The 16,913-nt window shown below is 66.0% G+C and carries 13 protein-coding genes; 5 read left to right on the top strand and 8 right to left on the bottom strand.

All coding sequences use genetic code 11. The features are described from left to right. Positions 1–29 precede the first annotated feature (29 nt). Both ACCD07_RS24185 and ACCD07_RS24190 read right to left on the bottom strand, forming a co-directional pair. A complete protein-coding gene (locus tag ACCD07_RS24185; protein WP_413448804.1) occupies positions 30–2,501 on the bottom strand; it encodes a TonB-dependent receptor plug domain-containing protein in 2,472 nt (823 codons plus the stop codon). A 209-nt stretch (positions 2,502–2,710) separates the two neighbouring features. Next, the gene (locus ACCD07_RS24190) at positions 2,711–3,229 is read right to left on the bottom strand and encodes an Lrp/AsnC family transcriptional regulator (RefSeq protein WP_353403175.1); all 519 of its coding nucleotides are present in this window, start codon (positions 3,227–3,229) and stop codon (positions 2,711–2,713) included. Between the two features lie 125 nt (positions 3,230–3,354). Here ACCD07_RS24190 and ACCD07_RS24195 point away from each other — a divergent pair, with 125 nt between their 5' ends. Continuing rightward, positions 3,355–4,575, top strand: a complete 1,221-nt coding sequence (locus ACCD07_RS24195) for an aromatic amino acid transaminase (protein WP_413448805.1) — start codon at positions 3,355–3,357, stop codon at positions 4,573–4,575. Next, the gene (locus ACCD07_RS24200; RefSeq protein ID WP_413448806.1) at positions 4,569–5,126 is read left to right on the top strand and encodes an Rrf2 family transcriptional regulator; all 558 of its coding nucleotides are present in this window, start codon (positions 4,569–4,571) and stop codon (positions 5,124–5,126) included. Before ACCD07_RS24195 ends, ACCD07_RS24200 begins: the two co-directional genes overlap by 7 nt. On the opposite strand, the gene ACCD07_RS24205 is transcribed toward ACCD07_RS24200, so the two are convergent. Next, a complete protein-coding gene (locus tag ACCD07_RS24205; RefSeq protein ID WP_413448807.1) occupies positions 5,110–6,549 on the bottom strand; it encodes an amino acid permease in 1,440 nt (479 codons plus the stop codon). The two genes, ACCD07_RS24200 and ACCD07_RS24205, sit on opposite strands and share 17 nt — an antisense overlap. A 113-nt stretch (positions 6,550–6,662) precedes the next feature. Beyond that, positions 6,663–7,082 carry an SgcJ/EcaC family oxidoreductase gene (locus ACCD07_RS24210; protein WP_413448822.1) on the bottom strand — a complete coding sequence of 140 codons (420 nt, stop codon included), beginning with the start codon at positions 7,080–7,082 and terminating at the stop codon, positions 6,663–6,665. A 183-nt stretch (positions 7,083–7,265) separates the two neighbouring features. Between ACCD07_RS24210 and ACCD07_RS24215 the strand changes: the two genes are divergently transcribed. Genes ACCD07_RS24215 through ACCD07_RS24225 form a run of 3 tightly spaced genes read left to right on the top strand, consistent with a single transcriptional unit; the run spans position 7,266 to position 10,377 of the window. After that, complete coding sequence (locus tag ACCD07_RS24215; RefSeq protein ID WP_413448808.1) at positions 7,266–8,042, top strand: response regulator transcription factor; 777 nt, start codon at positions 7,266–7,268, stop codon at positions 8,040–8,042. Then, complete coding sequence (locus ACCD07_RS24220) at positions 8,039–9,910, top strand: ATP-binding protein (protein ID WP_413448809.1); 1,872 nt, start codon at positions 8,039–8,041, stop codon at positions 9,908–9,910. The genes ACCD07_RS24215 and ACCD07_RS24220 overlap by 4 nt, the downstream gene beginning before the upstream one ends. Then, entirely contained in the window at positions 9,907–10,377 is a 471-nt protein-coding gene (locus tag ACCD07_RS24225; RefSeq protein ID WP_176651562.1) for a response regulator, read from the top strand. Before ACCD07_RS24220 ends, ACCD07_RS24225 begins: the two co-directional genes overlap by 4 nt. Before the next feature lie 20 nt (positions 10,378–10,397). Here the strand turns inward: ACCD07_RS24225 and ACCD07_RS24230 are convergent, their stop codons facing one another. The 4 genes from ACCD07_RS24230 to ACCD07_RS24245 are packed head-to-tail and all read right to left on the bottom strand — an operon-like array spanning position 10,398 to position 16,892. After that, positions 10,398–11,828, bottom strand: a complete 1,431-nt coding sequence (locus ACCD07_RS24230) for an efflux transporter outer membrane subunit (protein WP_413448810.1) — start codon at positions 11,826–11,828, stop codon at positions 10,398–10,400. Further along, positions 11,825–14,932 carry an efflux RND transporter permease subunit gene (locus tag ACCD07_RS24235; protein ID WP_413448811.1) on the bottom strand — a complete coding sequence of 1,036 codons (3,108 nt, stop codon included), beginning with the start codon at positions 14,930–14,932 and terminating at the stop codon, positions 11,825–11,827. The genes ACCD07_RS24230 and ACCD07_RS24235 overlap by 4 nt, the downstream gene beginning before the upstream one ends. Continuing rightward, the gene (locus ACCD07_RS24240; protein ID WP_218087775.1) at positions 14,929–16,014 is read right to left on the bottom strand and encodes an efflux RND transporter periplasmic adaptor subunit; all 1,086 of its coding nucleotides are present in this window, start codon (positions 16,012–16,014) and stop codon (positions 14,929–14,931) included. The genes ACCD07_RS24235 and ACCD07_RS24240 overlap by 4 nt, the downstream gene beginning before the upstream one ends. Beyond that, the gene (locus tag ACCD07_RS24245; RefSeq protein ID WP_176651559.1) at positions 16,011–16,892 is read right to left on the bottom strand and encodes an NAD(P)H-binding protein; all 882 of its coding nucleotides are present in this window, start codon (positions 16,890–16,892) and stop codon (positions 16,011–16,013) included. The genes ACCD07_RS24240 and ACCD07_RS24245 overlap by 4 nt, the downstream gene beginning before the upstream one ends. Between the last annotated feature and the right edge of the window lie 21 nt (positions 16,893–16,913).

Below are 16,913 nucleotides of genomic sequence, written 5' to 3' on the forward strand. Positions count from 1 at the left end.
AGCTCCTTTGCTTCCTTGTGCTGCGCTAATCAGAATGCCACGTCGACGCGCGCATACATTTGTCGGCCGTTGATGCCGATCGGGCAGGTCTCCCAGCAGTAGGTGAAGCCCAGCTGCGGGAACGGGAAGGCCTTGGTCTTGTCCCATTCGGTCGGATAGGTGTTGAACAGATTGGTGGCGCCGGCCGTCAGGCTGATACGCTTGGTGAAGTTGTAGCGCACCGACGCGTCCACCAGCCACTTGGCATCCCAGGTCTGGATGTAGGGCGCGGTAAAGCCCTGGCCCTGCACCGAGCCGTAATAGCTGGCGCGGGTGTTCAGGTTCCACGGGCCGGTGCTGTAGTCGGCCGCCACCGCGTGGTGCACGCGCGGCTGGCCATGCTCGATCAGGGTGACCTGCGCGTCGTCGAACAGCTGGGTTCCGCTCAGCAGGCTCGATTGCGAATGGCGCTTGGTGACTTCGGTCTTGTTGAAGCCCAGCTGGCCGGACAGCACCAGCTTGCCGCCGGCGACGCTGCTGGTGTGCTCGGCCACCACATCGAGGCCGGTGGTGCGGGTGTCGATGGCGTTGGTGAAGAACTGGGCCTGGCCGGCCTTGAGCGGATCGAGGATGGCCTTGACCGGGCAGTCGGCGGCGGTGGCGCAAGGGCCGGACTCCGGCGCGATATTGCTGGAGAAGACGATGCGGTCCTTGATATCGGTGCGATACAGGTCGGCCGTCACCGACATGTTGGCGGCCGGGCGCAGCACCAGGCCGATGCTGCCGCTGCGCGAGGTCTCCTGCTTCAGCGGCGGGATGCCGAGCGCGGTGGTCACGGCGCTGCCTTCACGCGCCGTCAGGGTCTCGGTCAGCACGCCGGCCGCGTTCAGGTTGGTCGACACCGAACTGTAGAACTTCTGCTGCACGCTCGGCGCGCGGAAGCCGGTCGATACGCTGCCGCGCAGGCCGAGCACGCGCGACGGGTCGTAGCGCAGGCTCAGTTTCCCGGTGGTGGTGTTGCCGAAGTCCGAGTACTTCTCGTGGCGCACGGCGGCGGCGGCCAGCAGCTGCTCGGTCAACTGGCTCTCGCCATCCAGATACAGCGCGATGTTATGGCGGCTGTCGTCCACCGCGGTGGATGGCGTATAGCCGGGAAAGCCCTGGGTGCCCGAGGCCGCGATGCCGCCGGTCTGGTCGACGATCTTGATGGCGGGGTTGTTGCTGCGGCCGTACTGGTAGGACACCGGGTCGCCGGCCTCGATCGCGTAGCCGTCCTTGCGGTATTCGAAACCGGTGGCCAGGAAGATCTTCTGGCCGCCCAGCACCAGCGGCCCTTTCAGGTCGGCGTTGAAGGTGGTCTGGCGGAACTTCAGGCGTCCGGTATCGGCTTCCAGCGGCGATTCGGCGTAGATGCCGCCATCGGCCTTGGGCTCATACCAGTAGCTGACGTTGAGTGTATTGCGTTCATGGAAATCGAGTTCGCTGCGGCCGTGGTTCACGCTGAGGTCGAACTTCCACTCGCCGGGCAGGTCGCGGCGGTAGCCGAAGGCGAAGGAGGCGTCCTTCACCGTGGTCATGATGTTCGGCAGGAAGCCGTTCGGATAGACCGCCGGCACGTTGCGGCCGTCGCCGCCGGGGCGGAAGAAGCCGGCCGAATCGCCGGTGCGCCTGGACACGCCGCCGAAGGCGTACAACTCGCCGTCCTTGTCCACCGGCAGCGCCGCGTTCCACCACAGGTAGCTGTCCTTGGCCAGGCTGTCGCCGATGCGCTGGGTGACGCGGGGCGGGTCGACCCGCAGCGAGTCGACGCCGGCGCGGTTGGTTTCGCCGCGGCGGCGCGCCTCCAGCGACAGGTTGAGGAAGCCGCCATCCTCGCCCAGCGTGAAACCGCGATTGACGCTGCCCGACACCAGGTTGCCGTCATGTTCGGCGGTGGTGCCGATTTCGCTGCTGATCTGGGTTTCGCTGGTCTGCGACTTGAGCACGATGTTGATCACGCCGGCGATGGCGTCGGAACCGTATTGGGCGGCGGCGCCGTCGCGCAGCACCTCGATGTGGTGGATGGCCGACAGCGGGATGGCGTTGATGTCGGTGCCGGCCGAGCCGCGGCCGACCGTCTGCTGCACGTTGACCAGCGCCTGCTGGTGGCGGCGCTTGCCGTTGACCAGCACCAGCAGCTGGTCGGGGCCCAGGCCGCGCAGGGTGGCCGGACGGATGATGTCGGTGCCGTCGCTGATGAAGGTCGAGGAGAAGTTGAACGACGGATCGAGCGTCTGCAGCAGCTTGCCCAGCTCCAGCGGCCCGGCGCTCTGCATGTCCTTGATGTTGATCAGGTCGACCGGCGAGGCGGTATCCAGCGCCGTCTTGGCGACCGAGCGTGAGCCCAGCACCACCACCGAGGTGGGGGTGTCCGCCTGTTGCGCCTGAACTGGATGTAACGCCATCAACAAGGCGCTGGCCATCAGGCCCAGACGCAGTTTGCCGGTGTCGGAGGAAAGGGGATTGCATGGACGACGATTCATGTGCGGTTCTCTCGATTAGAAATAGTTGTGGCGGCGGCGCTGTCGCACCACCGTTGGGACTGCGCTACTGATGCATCGCATGGCGTTCAAGGCTCGCCAGCTGATGAAAAGTTTATCGCGCGGTCCGTGCACAATGTGACGGTTCTTATCGAGAAATACCGTGTTTCATGCACGGTTTGTGCATGATTTCAACAAAAGTCCGGAGCCGCTCAGGGCGCGAACTTGATGCGCTTCTTGCTTTCGACCGGCTGCATCACATGGTCGAGCGGCAGCACGTGGGTCTGCTTGACCTTGTCCAGCGTGACGTTGGAATGCACGTTGGTGATGCCGGGCAGGCGCAGCAGGTGCTTGGACACAAACTCGGAAAACGCGGCCAGGTCCGGCGCCACGATGCGCAGCAGGTAGTCCGCCTCGCCGGTCAGCGAGAAGCACTCCAGTATCTGCGGCAGCTTGCGCACCTCGCGCTCGAACTTGGCGATGGCCGCGTCGTTGTGGCGGTCCATGGTGACCTGGGTGAACACCATCACGTCCAGGCCCACCGCCACCGGGTCGAGGATGGCGGCATAGTGATCGACCACGCGCGCTTCCTCCAGCCGCTGCACCCTGCGGCTGATCTGCGACGCCGACAGGTGCACTTTTTCACCCAGGCCGCTGTTGGTGGCGTGGCCATCGCGCTGCAGTTCGGTCAGCAGCTGGATGTCGTATCGGTCTACGGAAATGGCGGTCATGGGATCCTCACAGGATGGTTATGCACAAAACGTGCGTGAAGCCACGAGTATTGCACACAAAACCGTCACATATTGCATAAACCACGCGATAGACTGGGCCGCACACACTGTCAAAGGAGAATCCGATGTTCCAGCATATCGAAGGCTATCCCGGCGATCCGGTCCTGACCCTGAACGAAGATTTCCACCGCGACCAGCGCGGCGCCAAGGTCAATCTTGGCATCGGCGTCTACACCGACGGCAGCGGCGTGCTGCCTGTGATGAGTGCCGTCGCCAGGGCCGAGGCAACGCTGCTGGCACGCTCCCCGGCGCGACCCTACCTGCCGATGGAAGGCGCGCCGGCGTACCGCCGGCTGATCCAGCAATTGCTGTTCGGCGCCGGGCATGAGGCGGTGACCGGCGGGCGCATCGCCACCGTGCAGACATTGGGCGGCTCCGGTGCGCTCCGGCTGGGCGCCGATTTCCTGCAGCAGTTTTTCGGCCAGGCCAGGGTCTGGGTCAGCGACCCGAGCTGGGACAACCACCGCGCCATCTTTGCCGGCGCCGGCTGCGGCATCGGCAGCTATCGCTATTACCGGCGCGAGCAGCGCGATGTCGATTTTGCCGCCATGCTGGCGGCATGCGACACGATGCAGGAAGGCGACGTGATGCTGCTGCACGCCTGCTGCCACAATCCGACCGGCGCCGACCTCAGTCACGAACAATGGCGGCAGCTGGCGGCCGCGCTGCGCAAGCGCAAGCTGGTGCCCTTTTTCGACATCGCCTACCAGGGCTTCGGCGCCGGCCTGGAGGACGACAGCTACGCGCTGCGCCATTTCGCCGAGCAAGGGATGACGTTCTTCGTCGCCAGCTCCTGCTCGAAGAATTTTTCACTGTATGGGGAACGGGTCGGGTCGCTGAGCGTGGTCTGTCCGGACGCGCGCCAGGCCGACACGGTGCTGGGCCAGTTGAAGGCCGCCGTGCGCCGCAGCTATTCCAGTCCGCCGGGACATGGCGCCGCGGTGGTGGCGTTGGTGCTGGGCAGCGCGCCGCTGCGCGCCGAATGGGCGGCCGAACTGGAAGCCATGCGGCTGCGCATCGCCGCCATGCGCGCCGGCCTGTGCACGCTGCTGGCCGGGCAAGCGCCGGGTCACGACTTTGATTACCTGCTTGGCCAGCGCGGCATGTTCGGCTATACGGGATTGTCGCTGTCGCAGGTGGCGGCGCTGCGCGATGCCCATGGCGTCTACCTGGTGGGGAGCGGCCGCCTGTGCATGGCGGCGCTGACGCCGGCCAACCTGGAATACGTGGCCGCCGCCCTGGCCGAGGTGCTGCGGCGCGGCGGCGCGGGAGGCCGGCCATGCTGAACCGCTATCTGCTGGGCGACGCGCGCCTGCACCGCCGGGTCCAGGCGGCAACCAGGGTGCTGGCCTACCTGATCCGGCGCGCGCCGCGCCCGGCCAGCCTGGAGCAGCTGGTGCGCGATACCGGGCTGGCCGAGCGCGCGGCCGCCGCGACCTGCGAGGCGCTGCGCTGCGCGGGCTTGATCGGCAATGAATTCCAGGCCGAGATCGCGCAGCACATGCCGGCGGGGCAGCGGGGTGGCTGGACGCTGCGTTGCGATCCCGCGATGGTGACGCTGGAGACGGTATTCATCGCGCTGGCCGGACCGCTGGTCCAGCTGCGGGATGCGCGCGTGCCGGCCGAGGCGGACCTGTTTTGCCGTTCGGCCGACCTGTTCATCAGCCAGGCCACGCTGAACATCAACGTCGCATTGCTGGCGCACCTGCGGCAATTCACGCTCAGCCAGATCGGCCTGACTTCGGCCGCCCGCTGGCAGCCGCTGCCCATGCCGCGCAAACGCCGCCTGAACCCGATCGCGGCACCGGCCGCGGACGCGTTCACGGCGTTCCAGTGACCGCGGCGTCGCTACGCCAGGCCTTCGCGCCGGAAGCCTGCAGCACCGAATTCCTGCGCGCATAGCCGAAATAGACCATCAGCCCGGCGGACAGCCAGACCAGGAAGGCGATCCAGGTCAGCGCGCTCAGATAAGTCATCAGCGTCACGCAAAACAGCACGGCCAATGCCGGAATCACCGGCACGCCGGGACAGCGGAACGCGCGGTGCAGGTCCGGGCGCTTCTTGCGCAGGATGACCACCGCCACCGAGACCAGGCAGAACGCGGCCAGGGTGCCGATGTTGATCAACTCGGCCAGCACGTGCAGCGGCACCACGGCGGCGATCAGGCCGAACACGATGCCCACCAGCCAGGTGGCGAAGAACGGCGTGTGGAAGCGCGGATGCACTTTCGACAGGCGCTTCGGTAGCAGGCCGTCGCGCGACATGGCGAAGATGACACGGGTCTGGCCGTAGGCCATCACCAGGATCACGGTGGTCATGCCCAGGATCGCGCCCAGGTCGACGAAGCCGGCCACCCAGTTTTCGCCCGCGTATTTGAGCGCCAGCGAGACCGGATGGTCGACGCCGAGGAATTGCTGGTACGGCACGATGCCGGTCATGATGGCCGACACCACGACATACAGCAGCGTGCACACGGCCAGCGAGCCGATGATGCCGATCGGCAGATCGCGCTCGGGGCGTTTGACTTCCTCGGCGGCCGAGGTCACGGCGTCGAAGCCGATGAAGGCGAAGAACACCAGCGCGGAGGCGCTCAGCATGCCGTTGTAGCCAAACGGCATGAACGGACGCCAGTTGGCCGGCTGCACGTGGCGCGCGCCGACGGCGATAAACAGCAGCACCACGCCGACCTTGATCGCCACCATGACGTTGTTCAGGCGGGCCGACTCGCGCACGCCCCAGCTCAGCATCGCTGTCAGCACCAGCATGATGCACAGCGCCGGCAGGTTGATCCACGTGGTGACGCCGGGCAGCGCGCCGGGGGCGGCCGTCAGGGCGAGCGGAAGATGGATGCCGAAGCCGGCGATCAGCGACTGGAAGTAGCCGGACCAGCCGACCGATACCGCCGACGTGGCCAGGCCGTATTCGAGCAGCAGGTCCCAGCCTATCATCCAGGCGGCCAGTTCGCCCAGCGTGGCGTAGGTGTAGGTGTAGATCGAGCCCGCGACCGGCACGGCGGAGGCGAATTCCGCGTAGCACAGCGCGGCGAAGCAGCAGGCGATGGCGGCCACCACGAACGACAGCGCCAACGCCGGTCCGGCGGTGACGGCGCCGGTGCCGGTCAGCACGAAAATGCCGGTGCCGACAATGGCGCCTATGCCCATCAGCAGCAGGTCGAACGGCCCCAGCACTTTGGCCAGGCCGCCCGGTTTGCGGCTGGCCGCGATCATGTCGTCGAGATTCTTGGTTCTGAAAATACTCACGCTGCTTCTCCAGGTTAGATGCGGTGGTCGAACGGAGAAGATTATCTGCGTAGCCTTTCAGAATTATGTTTGGAAATATGGGCGAGACGCCGAAGCAATAGACTAAGCGGCGGTCAGTTTTTTTCCGGCATGGCGGACGAGTGATGGCTGGTGATCAGCCATTGTTTGCCATCCCATTTGTACGTATAGGTATAGCGGGCCTTGACTTGTTTGCCGTCGGCGAACTTGAAGGTGTACAGGCCCGCGTCGACCGCGCTGTTGCAGTCGATCTCGATGCTGCGGCTGTCGATGCTGCCGACCGGTTTGCCTTGCAGGAAGTGCTCGAAGTAGTCCTTCTTTTCCTCCGGCGTCAGGCGCGGCTTGTTCGACAAGGTTGCCAGCAACACGGATTTCCTGGCGTAGTTGGCCGCGACCTTGTCCGGATCGCCGGTCTGCAGCGAGGCGTTCCAGCGGTCGAACAGGCCGGCGATCTCTTTTTCCGACGACGGATGGCAGACCTCGGTGTTGGCTGCGTGGACATTTGCCGCCAGCATGAGGCAGGCGTATGGAAGGAGGTTCAGGTAGCGCATGTTATTCCTTGATGATGGATTGATGGAAATCGGATGTCGGTGGCGATGGACAAAGTATCCACGCCATGGCCTGAGCGGGAATCGGCCGACCGGCGGATTTTTTCTATGCTGATTGGCATATAATTGAGCGTACTTAAAAAGAGCGCCATGACCATCTCCCATACTCCCGCCGATACGCCCGCCAATGCCCGCAGCGCCCGCAGCCGCTATCGCCATAGCGAAGGCAGCGCCGCCCGTCTGCGCCTGCTGACCGATGCCGGCATCGCTTTTGCCGACGACGGCAATAGCGCCGCGGCGCTGAACATGATTCTTGCCAAGACGCTGGCCTTCCTGTCGATGGAGGAGGGCGTGCTGCTTTACCGGCATGACGACGGCTTGCATGTGCATGCGGCCCAGGGGCCGGTAGCGCCAGTCGGGGCCCGCCTGCCCATCACCGGCGCCTTGCATGCGGCATTGCTGGAAAACGCGCTGCCACTGGTCCAGCAGGATATCCAGAGCAGGCTGCGGATCGGCCGCGACAAGGCGATCGGCCTCGAGGTGCTGGTGCCCTTGCGCTTCCATGGCAGGAGCGCGGGCATACTGGCGCTGATGAGCGCGCGCCCGGTGTCGCCGCCGAACGCCGACGACCTGAGCGCGTTGCAGATCTTGGGCACCATGTTTGCGGCGGCCTATCTGGCGGACAGCAAGCCGGCCTCGCGCGCCGCCGCCAACGAATCGGCGGCCAAGCTGAAACAGCTGACCTCGCGCGAGCTTCAGGTGTTCGCCATGATGCCGCGTGGCCTGACCAACGCGGCGATGGCGCAGGAACTCGGCATTGCGGCAGGCACCGTCAAGGTGCACATCGAACGCATCCTGCACAAGCTGGACCTGCGTGACCGCACGCAGGCGGCGGTGTACGCGGTGGACTGTGGGTTCGGTGGATGAAGCGGCCTGGCCTGGATTGGAGAAACTGGCCGCTGACGCTCAAGGGCGGCGCGATCATCGTGGCCTCGCTGGCCATGCTGCTGGGTTCCGTGGCAACCAGCTACAAGCTTGAACGGCAGACCGCGGACGCCACCGCCGAAATGCTGCGCACCTTGAAAGTGCAGCGGGATATCCAGCTGCTGCATACGCTGATCGCGGAAGCGGCAACCGGCGTCAGGGGATATCTGTTGACGGGAGTGGACGACTTCCTGAACCCCTACCGGGCCGCCGAGATTCAGCTGCCGGGCGCGATGGCCAGCCTGCAGCAAAACATTCGCGATCCGGAACAGCTTGAGCGGTTGCGCGTGCTGTTGCCGCTGGTGCGGCAGAAGCTGGCGGGCCTGGATGCGCTGCGCCGCCAATATCATGCGGAAGGCGGCGATCTGCGCGCCGGCCTGCTGTCCGGACGGCGGATTCTCAATCAGCTGCGCGACGGAATCGGCGCCATGAATGCGCGCGAGGCACTGCTGGTCGAGCAGCGCACCAGCGCCGTGCAGGAAGCGCTGCGCCGCAATGTGCTGATGAATGCGGCCACGATCATGGTCGGCCTGGCCGGCGCGTTTGCCATGCTCATGTTCACCATCCGTGTCGTGCGGCGGGTCAGGCTGGCGGCGGACAACGCCGAACGCCTGGTGAACGACCAGCCGCTGATCGCCACCGGCGGCGCCAGCGACGAGTTGGGCCAGCTAGCCGAGCGTCTGCACAGGACCAGTCTGCTGCTGGCCAACCGCGCCACGGCGGCCCAGGCGGCCAGCCTGGCCAAGACTGAATTCCTGTCGCGCACCAGCCATGAACTGCGCACGCCGCTGAACGCCATTCTGGGTTTCGCGCAATTGCTGGAGACGGAGGTGGCCGGCAAGCAGGACCGGCAGCATGTGGCGCACATCATTCGCGCAGGCAAACATCTGCTGTCGCTGATCGACGACGTGCTGGATGTCGCCCGTATCGAGGCGGGGCAGCTGGCCATCGCCTCGTCGCCGCTGCCGGTGGCGCCGGTGCTGGCGGAAGCGCTGGCCTTGTTGCAACCTCTGGCGACGCAATACAAGGTGCGCTTGCAGCCGCCTGGCGATTGCGGCGGCCTCGCCGTGCTGGCCGACCGTCAGCGCTTTGCGCAGATCGCGCTGAACCTGCTGTCCAACGCCATCAAGTACAACAGCGCGGGCGGACAGGTGCGCATCGCGGCGGGGGTGGAGGGCGACGTGGTCGCCATCGTCATCGAAGACGACGGCGCCGGCATCGCCGCCGACATGCAACACCGATTGTTCACGCCATTCGACCGTTTGGGCGCCGAGCGCGGAAAGATCGATGGCGTCGGCCTGGGCCTGGCCGTTTCCCGTTCGCTGGCCGAGGCGATGGGCGGGAGCATAGCCGCCGGCAGCCTGCCGGGCAAGGGCGGTGTGTTCACGCTTCGCCTTCCGCTCTCGACGCAGTCCGGGCAGCAGCCCGCGCCATTGGCCTCGGATGCAATCGTGGGGCCCGACGAGCGGGCCGACCCTGCGCGCGCCGTGCTGTGCGTGGACAACGACGCATCCAGCCTGGCGTTGGTTGAAACACTGATGATGAGGCGATCCAACTGGCGCCTCGCCACCGCGCGTACCACCGCCGAGGGATTGAAACTGGCCCGGCACGACACGCCCGATGTCCTGCTGCTGGATGTGCACATGGCCGACCAGCCGATGCTGGAACAGCTGCGCAATGACGCCACGCTGGCGCGGATACCGCTGGTCATACTGGGCACGGATGGAACTCCGCGGCCGGCGGCCGGCCACCTGAAAAAGCCGCTGGACCTGCCGGAATTTTTTGGACTACTGGATAGGATCATTCAATGAACGAAGATGATTTGCTTTCTTCCCGCGTGTTGATCATCGACGACCAGCCCGCCAATCTGCGGCTGCTGGAAGACCTGCTGACGCGTGAAGGGCTGACCCATGTGGTGGGCACCACCGACGCGCAAAAGGCGCTGGACTTGTACAAGGCTTTCGATCCCGACCTGATCGTGCTGGACCTGATGATGCCTGAGCTCGACGGCTATGCCGTGCTGGAGCACCTGAAGCGGCGCGGCGATCCGTACGACTACCGCCCGGTGCTGGTGGTGACCGCCGATGCCACCAGCGAGGCCAAGCGCCGAGCGCTGTCGCTGGGGGCAAAGGATTTCCTGACCAAGCCCTTCGACACGATCGAAGCCATGCTGCGCGTGTGGAACCTGCTCGAGACCCGCGCGCTCTACAAACGCCTGCAGGCGCTGTCGCCGAGCGAGCCTCCGATCGTCATGCCCTACGGTAAAGCCCCGGCTTGACCGGCCGGCGCGCATTTCAGTCAACCCTTGGCGGGGCCGTTGGTCCAGCCGCCTCCCAGTGCCTTGTACAGGCCTATCCGGTTTTGCAATTCGGCCAAACTGGTACGGATGGTCTGTTGCTGTGCGCTGAACAGTGAACGCTGCGCGTCCAGGTATTCCAGGTAACTGGCTTCCCCGCCTTCGTAGCGCAGCCTGGCCAGGTCGTAGCGGACTTGCTCGGCATTTTCCTGCGCCTTGACCGCGCGCAGTTCGTCGCCCAGGGTGGCGCGTCCGGCCAGCGCGTCCGCCACTTCGCGGAAGGCGACCTGGATGGTCTTGTCATACTGGGCGATGGCGATGTCCTTGTCGGTCTTGGCCACGTTCAGCCTGGCCCGGTTGCGGCCGCCGTCGAAGATGGGCAGCGTGACCTGCGGCAGGAAGCTCCATGAACGGCTGCCGGAGTCGAACAGGCCGGACAGCTCGCTGCTGGAGGAACCGAAGGCGCCGGTCAGCGTGATGCGCGGGAAGAAGGCGGCGCGCGCCACGCCTATGTTGGCGTTGGATGCGCGCAGCAATGCCTCCTGGCCGCGGATGTCGGGGCGCGCCGTCAGCAGTTCGGACGGCAGCCCGGCTGGCAGCTCGGCCATGACGTTGCTGTCCCAGCTGGCGCCATGGGCCGGCAGCAGCGCCGGCGGCACGCTGCGGCCGGCCAGCACCGTCAGCGCGTTCTCGTCCAGCGCCCGCTGCCGCGTGGCCTGGGCCAGCGCGACCTTGGCCGCCTGCAGCAGCGATTCCGATTGGCGCAGGTCGTATTCGGAGCTGGCGCCTTGCTCGCGCAACTGAATCTGGCGCTGGTGCGATTCGGTGCGGCTGGACAGCGTTTGCCGGTTCAGGGCCAGCAAGCGCTCGTCGGCCAGCACCGCCTCGTAGACGGAGGCGACTTCCGCCACCAGGCTGATTTGTGCGGCGCGCTGGGCCTGCTCGGTGGCGGCATAGCGCTCCAGCGCCGCCTGGCTCATATTGCGGACGCTGCCGAACAGATCCAGTTCGAATGCGGTCACGCCCAGGCCGGCCGTGTAAACGCTGGCGGTGCCACCCTGGCCGCCGGGCGCCACCTGGTCGGGGACGCGCTGGCGGGCGCCGGACAGGCCGGCATTGACGGCCGGCAGCCGGTCGGCCGACTGGATCTGGTACAGCGCGCGGGCCCGTTCGATGTTCAGCGTCGCCACGCGCAGGTCGCGGTTGTGGTCCAGCGCGATGGCGATCACCTGCTTGAGCTGCGGGTCCTGGAAGAAGTCCTGCCAGGGAATGTCGTGGGCCGCCTGGCCGCCGGCATCGGCCGCCGCCGGCGTTGGCCAGCTGCCGGCGACCGGCAGCGCGGGGCGTTCGTAAACCGGCGCCAGCGAGCAGGCCGACAGGATCAGGCCGGCCAGGATGACGGGCACGGTCTTGAATGGATGGACGGTTTTCATGCTATCTCCCTTTCAACGAGGTGAAGGACCTCGGTGTGCACCTCAGGCGCTTGTTGATGTTTGCTGACTTTGAACCACAGCGAATACAGGGCCGGCAGGAACAGCAGGGTCAGCACGGTGCCGACGCCGACGCCGCCGATCAGCACGTAGGCTAGGGGGCCCCAGAAGCTCGAATGGGTCAGCGGGATGAAGGCCAGCATGGCCGCCACCGCGGTCAGTATCACGGGACGCGCACGGCGTACCGTCGACTCCACCACGGCCTCGTACTTGCTGGCGCCGTGGGCGATGTCGTGCTGGATCTGGTCGACCAGGATCAGCGTGTTGCGCATCAGGATGCCGGCCAGGCCGATCAGGCCGAGAATCGCGTTGAAGCCGAACGGTTTGTCGAACAGCAGCAGCGTCGGCACGGCGCCCACCAGGCCCAGCGGAGCGGTGGCGAACACCATCCACATGGTGGCGAAGGAGCGCACCTGCAGCATGATCACCAGCAGCATCAGGATGATCATCAGCGGGAACAGCTTGGCCAGCGCGGCATCGGCCTTGGCGCTTTCTTCCACCGAGCCGCCGGTGTCGATGTGGTAGCCGGCCGGCAGGCTGGTTTTCAGGCTGGCCAGCTGCGGCAGGATGGCGTTGGTGACGTCGGGCGGCTGGCTGCCGTCACGCACGTCGGCCTGGACCGCGATGAACGGCTCGCGGTTGTAGCGCTTCAGGACGGCGTCCTCCATGCGCGTTTCGATGCGGGCCACCTGCGACAGCGGAATGGCGGCGCCGCCGGCGGTGGTCAGCGTCAGGTTGGCGATGTCCTTCAAGCCCTTGCCTTCATTGCGCGGGCTGCGGATCAGCACTTCCACCGAACGCAGGCCTTCGCGGATCTGGGTCGAAGGAAGGCCGTTCAGCAGGGCCTGCAGCTGCGTCGCCGCATCGCGCGGATTCAGGCCGACCTGGCGCAGGCGCTCCTGATCCAGCACCAGGTGCTCGGTCGGGGTGAGATTGCCCCAGTCCAGGTGCGCGCCGCGCGTGTCCGGGTTTTTCTCCATGATGGCACGGACTTGTTCGGCGATGGTGCGCACCTGGCCGAGGTCCGGACCGGCGACGCGGAACAGCACTGGATAGGTCACGGGCGGGCCGAACACGAACTGCGCCGCCCGCACGCGGGCTTGCGGGAAGCGGCCGTCCGCGATCATCTTTTGCACTTTCACCTTGAGCTCATTGCGGTCATGCGCATTTTCAGTCAGCACGATCATTTGTGCGTAGGCCGGGTTGGGCAGCTCGGGATTGATCCCCAGGAAGAAGCGTGGCGTACCCTGGCCGACATAGCTCGACACGATCTTGACCTCCGGTTCCTTCTTCAATGCCTCTTCGATGTCATGCACGACCGCGTCGGTCGCGCCGAAGGCGCTGCCAGGCGGCAGATTGACTTCGATGGTCAGTTCCGGACGTTCGGAATCCGGGAAGAACTGCTTCTGCACCGCGCCCATGCCCACGCCCGCCAGCAGGAACAACGCCGCCGTCACGCCGGCGGTCAGCCATTTGTGGTCCACGCACCAGCGCACCAGGGAGCGCATGCGCTGGTAGTTCGGGGTGTTGTAGATGGCGTCGTGGCCACCTCCCTTGGCTGGAATATCAGGCAACAGTTTGACGCCCATGTAGGGGATGAAGTACACGGCGACCACCCACGAGGTCAACAGCGAAAACGCCACCACCCAGAAGATGTTGCCCGCATACTCGCCGGCGGTCGAACGGGCAAAGCCCACCGGCAGGAAGCCGATGATGGTCAACAGGGTGCCGGACAGCATCGGCGCCGCGGTCGAGCTCCAGGCGTGCGTGGCGGCGGCGATGCGGTCCAGGCCTTCTTCCATTTTCACCACCATCATCTCGATGGCGATGATGGCGTCGTCCACCAGCAGGCCCAGCGAGAGGATCAATGCGCCCAGCGTGATGCGGTCGAAGTCGCGGCCGGTCATCATCATGATGACGAATACCGCGCCCAGGGTCAGCGGCACGGCGGCGGCCACCACGATGCCGACGCGGAAGCCCAGCGTCACCAGGCTCACCACGATCACCACCGCCAGCGCGACCACGAACTTGATCATGAATTCGTCGATGGCATCGGTGATGGCGCGGGACTGGTCCGCCACCAGCTTGAACTCGATGCCGGTCGGCAGCGAGGCGGCGATGGACTTCTGTTCCGCGACCAGCGCCTTGCCCAGCTCCAGGCCGTTGTAGCGCTTCTTCATCACCACCGCCAGGTCGAGCGAGGCCTCGCCCTGGTTGCGGATGACGAAGCTGGCCGGGTCTTCGTAGCCGCGCTTGACGTCGGCGATATCGCCCAGCTTCAGCGTGCGCTCGCCCGCGGCAATCGGAATGTCCCTGATGGCGTCGACGCTGTTGATGGCGCCGTCCAGGCGCAGCTGGACGCGCGGGCCCTTGGTGTCGACGAAGCCGGCGGAGGCCACGTCGTTTTGCTTGCCCAGCGCATCGATGACTGCCTGAGCCTTGATGCCCAGCGTGGCCAGGCGCTGATGCGAGATTTCAACGTAGATTTTTTGCTGCTGCTCGCCCAGGATGTTGACCTTCTGTACGCCGGGCACGCGCAGCAGGCGCTGGCGGATTTCTTCCGACTGCTGCACCAGCTGGCGATGCGGCAGCTGCTTGCCGGTCAGGGAGAACAGCGCGAAGTACACGTCGGAATATTCGTCGTTGACGATGGGGCCGACGACGCCGCGCGGCAGGTTGAGGGCTTCGTCGCCCAGCTTCTTGCGCACCTGGTAGAAGCTGTCCTCGACCGCCTTGGCCTCGGTATCGTCTTTCAGGTACAGCTTCATGATGACGATGCCGGGGCGCGAGGTGGATTCCACGCGGTCGTAGCTGTCGAGTTCCTGCAGGCGCTTCTCCAGGCGGTCGGCCACCTGGCGCTGCATTTCCTCGGCCGTGGCGCCGGGCCAGGCGGCGGTGATCGTCATCACCTTCACCACGTAGGTCGGATCTTCCGCGCGGCCCAGGCGCAGGAAGGCGAAAGCGCCGGCCGCCACGATGGCGATGATCAGGAACAGCGTGATGGCGCGTTCGCGGACGCCAAAGGCGGAGAGATTGAAGCCGCTCATGATCCGCTCCCGCTTTGGGCCGGCAGCGGGGAGACCTTCTGGCCGGCTTTGAGCAGATGGCCGCCGAAGGCGACTGCGCGTTCACCCGGCGCCAGGCCTTGCGACAACAGCGCCTGTTCTTCACCCAGGCGCGCGACCTTGACAGCACGCAGGCTGACGGTCGAGCTCTTGCTGTCGATCACCCACACTCCCGTGCCCTTGCCTTGATCCACCAGGGCGCTGACCGGCACGCTGATTTGCGGCGTTGCGCCTCCGTCCATTTGCACTGTCACGGTGGCGCCCAGCGGCGCGCGGCCGGCTTCGCCGCCCAGCGTATAGCGGGCCAGGTAGGTGCGGGTTTGCGGATCGGCCACCGAAGCCAGTTCGCGCAGCGTGGCGGGGGAGGACTGGTCCGGTTCGCTGTACAGGACGGCGGAGGCGGGGCGCCTGGCCAGGGGCAGCGCATTTTCCGGCAGGTAGACCAGTGCCTCGCGCGCGCCTTCGCGCGCCAGCTTGACGACGGTCTGGCCGGCGCCTATCACCTGGCCGACATCGGCCGGCACTTCCATGACCACGCCGTCCATGTCGGCCAGCAGTACCGCGTAGTCGCGTTGGTGGTCGGTCTGGCGGGCGCGGGCGGCTTCGGCGTTGGCTTGGGCGATCGCGGTGCCGGCGGCGGCCTTGGCCTGTTCATATGCCTGGGTGGAGACGGCGCCGGAGGCCAGCAGCTTGCGCAGGCGGGCTTCCTCGGCGACGGCTTGCGCCTGGCGCGCTTGCGCGGCTTCGACGGCGGCGTGTGCGGCGGCTGCGGCCAGCTCGTAGTCGACCGGGTCGATGCGCATCAGCGGCTGGCCTTTGCGCACCGCCTGGCCAGGATCGACCAGGCGTTCGACTATCTTGCCGGCCACGCGGAACCCGAGGTTGCTTTCGGTACGCGCATGGACCACGCCGGTGAAGGTGGCGCTGCCCCCGCTCGCGGATGCGGCCGTGAACCAGGCGACCTTGGCTGGGGAGTCGGGTTGGGATGCCGGATGGCTGCAGGCCGCAAGGCCCAGCAGCAACGTTGCGCCGACGATGCCGCGGATGGCGATGGGGGTGTTCATGGTTTGAAGGCTCCGATGTTGGTTTTGACGAATTGCTCGACGGTTTGTGGCGCCTGGCCGGTGATCTCGCCGATGACGCCGTCGACGCCGGCAAAGATGCCGTTCTGGTAGTCGACCGCTATCGCCAGGAAGTGCTGGATCAGGAATTCGGGCAGGTGGTATTTCTTCAGGTGGCGCTCGTATTCTTCGAGGGTGCCCGGGCTGTACACGATGCGGCGGTCGAGAATGCGGCTCAGTTCTTCCGCCAGTTCTTTTTGGCTGTATTCAACGGGGCCATGCAGCGGATAGGTTTTACCGGTATGCGCGGCGGGATTGGTCAGGATGGTCGCGATCAGGCGCGCCTGGTCTTCGGCAGCGACAGGCGCGTGACGGCCGCCGCCCAGCGGCATGGCGATCCTGCCTTCTTCGACCAGCAGGTCGCGCACCCACGGGAAGGTCAGCCATTCCGAGAACAGGGTGGGGCGCAGGTGAACCGCGGGCACGCCCGACCAGTCCAGCACGCGCTCGGCGATCCAGTGGTCGCGCGCCGCGTGGCTTTCGGAATCGTCGCGGGCGGAGATCTGCGACATGCTGACCACGACGTCCAGGCCTGCGCGTTGGGCGGCGTCGGCGAAATAAGCGGTCGCCTGGATGAAGCCGGGGCGCACCGGGTAGCACAGGTAGGCCGCGTTGACGCCGTCTACGGCGCGCAGCACGTCGTCGTGTTCCAGCAGGTCTCCAACCACGATTTCGGCGCCCATTTTCCGTAACGCTTCGCTGCGCTCGTCTTCGCTGTGCACCATGGCGCGCACGGCGCGGCCTTTGCTCAGCAGGTATCGGATGGTGTGCACACCGGTCTTGCCGGTGGCGGCGGTGATGAGGTATTTACGTCGTTCCATGACGCTCTCCAGATTGAGTGA

Origin of the sequence: Duganella sp. Dugasp56 (assembly GCF_047304105.1) — a bacterium.
GTDB lineage: Bacteria > Pseudomonadota > Gammaproteobacteria > Burkholderiales > Burkholderiaceae_D > Rugamonas > Rugamonas hordei.

What these genes read in the sequence shown, in the direction of transcription:
- ACCD07_RS24185 (WP_413448804.1), bottom strand. Translation starts at nt 2,501, where the DNA reads ATGAATCGTCGTCCATGCAATCCCCTTTCCTCCGACACCGGCAAACTG.
- ACCD07_RS24190 (WP_353403175.1), bottom strand. Translation starts at nt 3,229, where the DNA reads ATGACCGCCATTTCCGTAGACCGATACGACATCCAGCTGCTGACCGAA.
- ACCD07_RS24195 (WP_413448805.1), top strand. Translation starts at nt 3,355, where the DNA reads ATGTTCCAGCATATCGAAGGCTATCCCGGCGATCCGGTCCTGACCCTG.
- ACCD07_RS24200 (WP_413448806.1), top strand. Translation starts at nt 4,569, where the DNA reads ATGCTGAACCGCTATCTGCTGGGCGACGCGCGCCTGCACCGCCGGGTC.
- ACCD07_RS24210 (WP_413448822.1), bottom strand. Translation starts at nt 7,082, where the DNA reads ATGCTGGCGGCAAATGTCCACGCAGCCAACACCGAGGTCTGCCATCCG.
- ACCD07_RS24215 (WP_413448808.1), top strand. Translation starts at nt 7,266, where the DNA reads ATGACCATCTCCCATACTCCCGCCGATACGCCCGCCAATGCCCGCAGC.
- ACCD07_RS24220 (WP_413448809.1), top strand. Translation starts at nt 8,039, where the DNA reads ATGAAGCGGCCTGGCCTGGATTGGAGAAACTGGCCGCTGACGCTCAAG.
- ACCD07_RS24225 (WP_176651562.1), top strand. Translation starts at nt 9,907, where the DNA reads ATGAACGAAGATGATTTGCTTTCTTCCCGCGTGTTGATCATCGACGAC.
- ACCD07_RS24230 (WP_413448810.1), bottom strand. Translation starts at nt 11,828, where the DNA reads ATGAAAACCGTCCATCCATTCAAGACCGTGCCCGTCATCCTGGCCGGC.
- ACCD07_RS24235 (WP_413448811.1), bottom strand. Translation starts at nt 14,932, where the DNA reads ATGAGCGGCTTCAATCTCTCCGCCTTTGGCGTCCGCGAACGCGCCATC.
- ACCD07_RS24240 (WP_218087775.1), bottom strand. Translation starts at nt 16,014, where the DNA reads ATGAACACCCCCATCGCCATCCGCGGCATCGTCGGCGCAACGTTGCTG.
- ACCD07_RS24245 (WP_176651559.1), bottom strand. Translation starts at nt 16,892, where the DNA reads ATGGAACGACGTAAATACCTCATCACCGCCGCCACCGGCAAGACCGGT.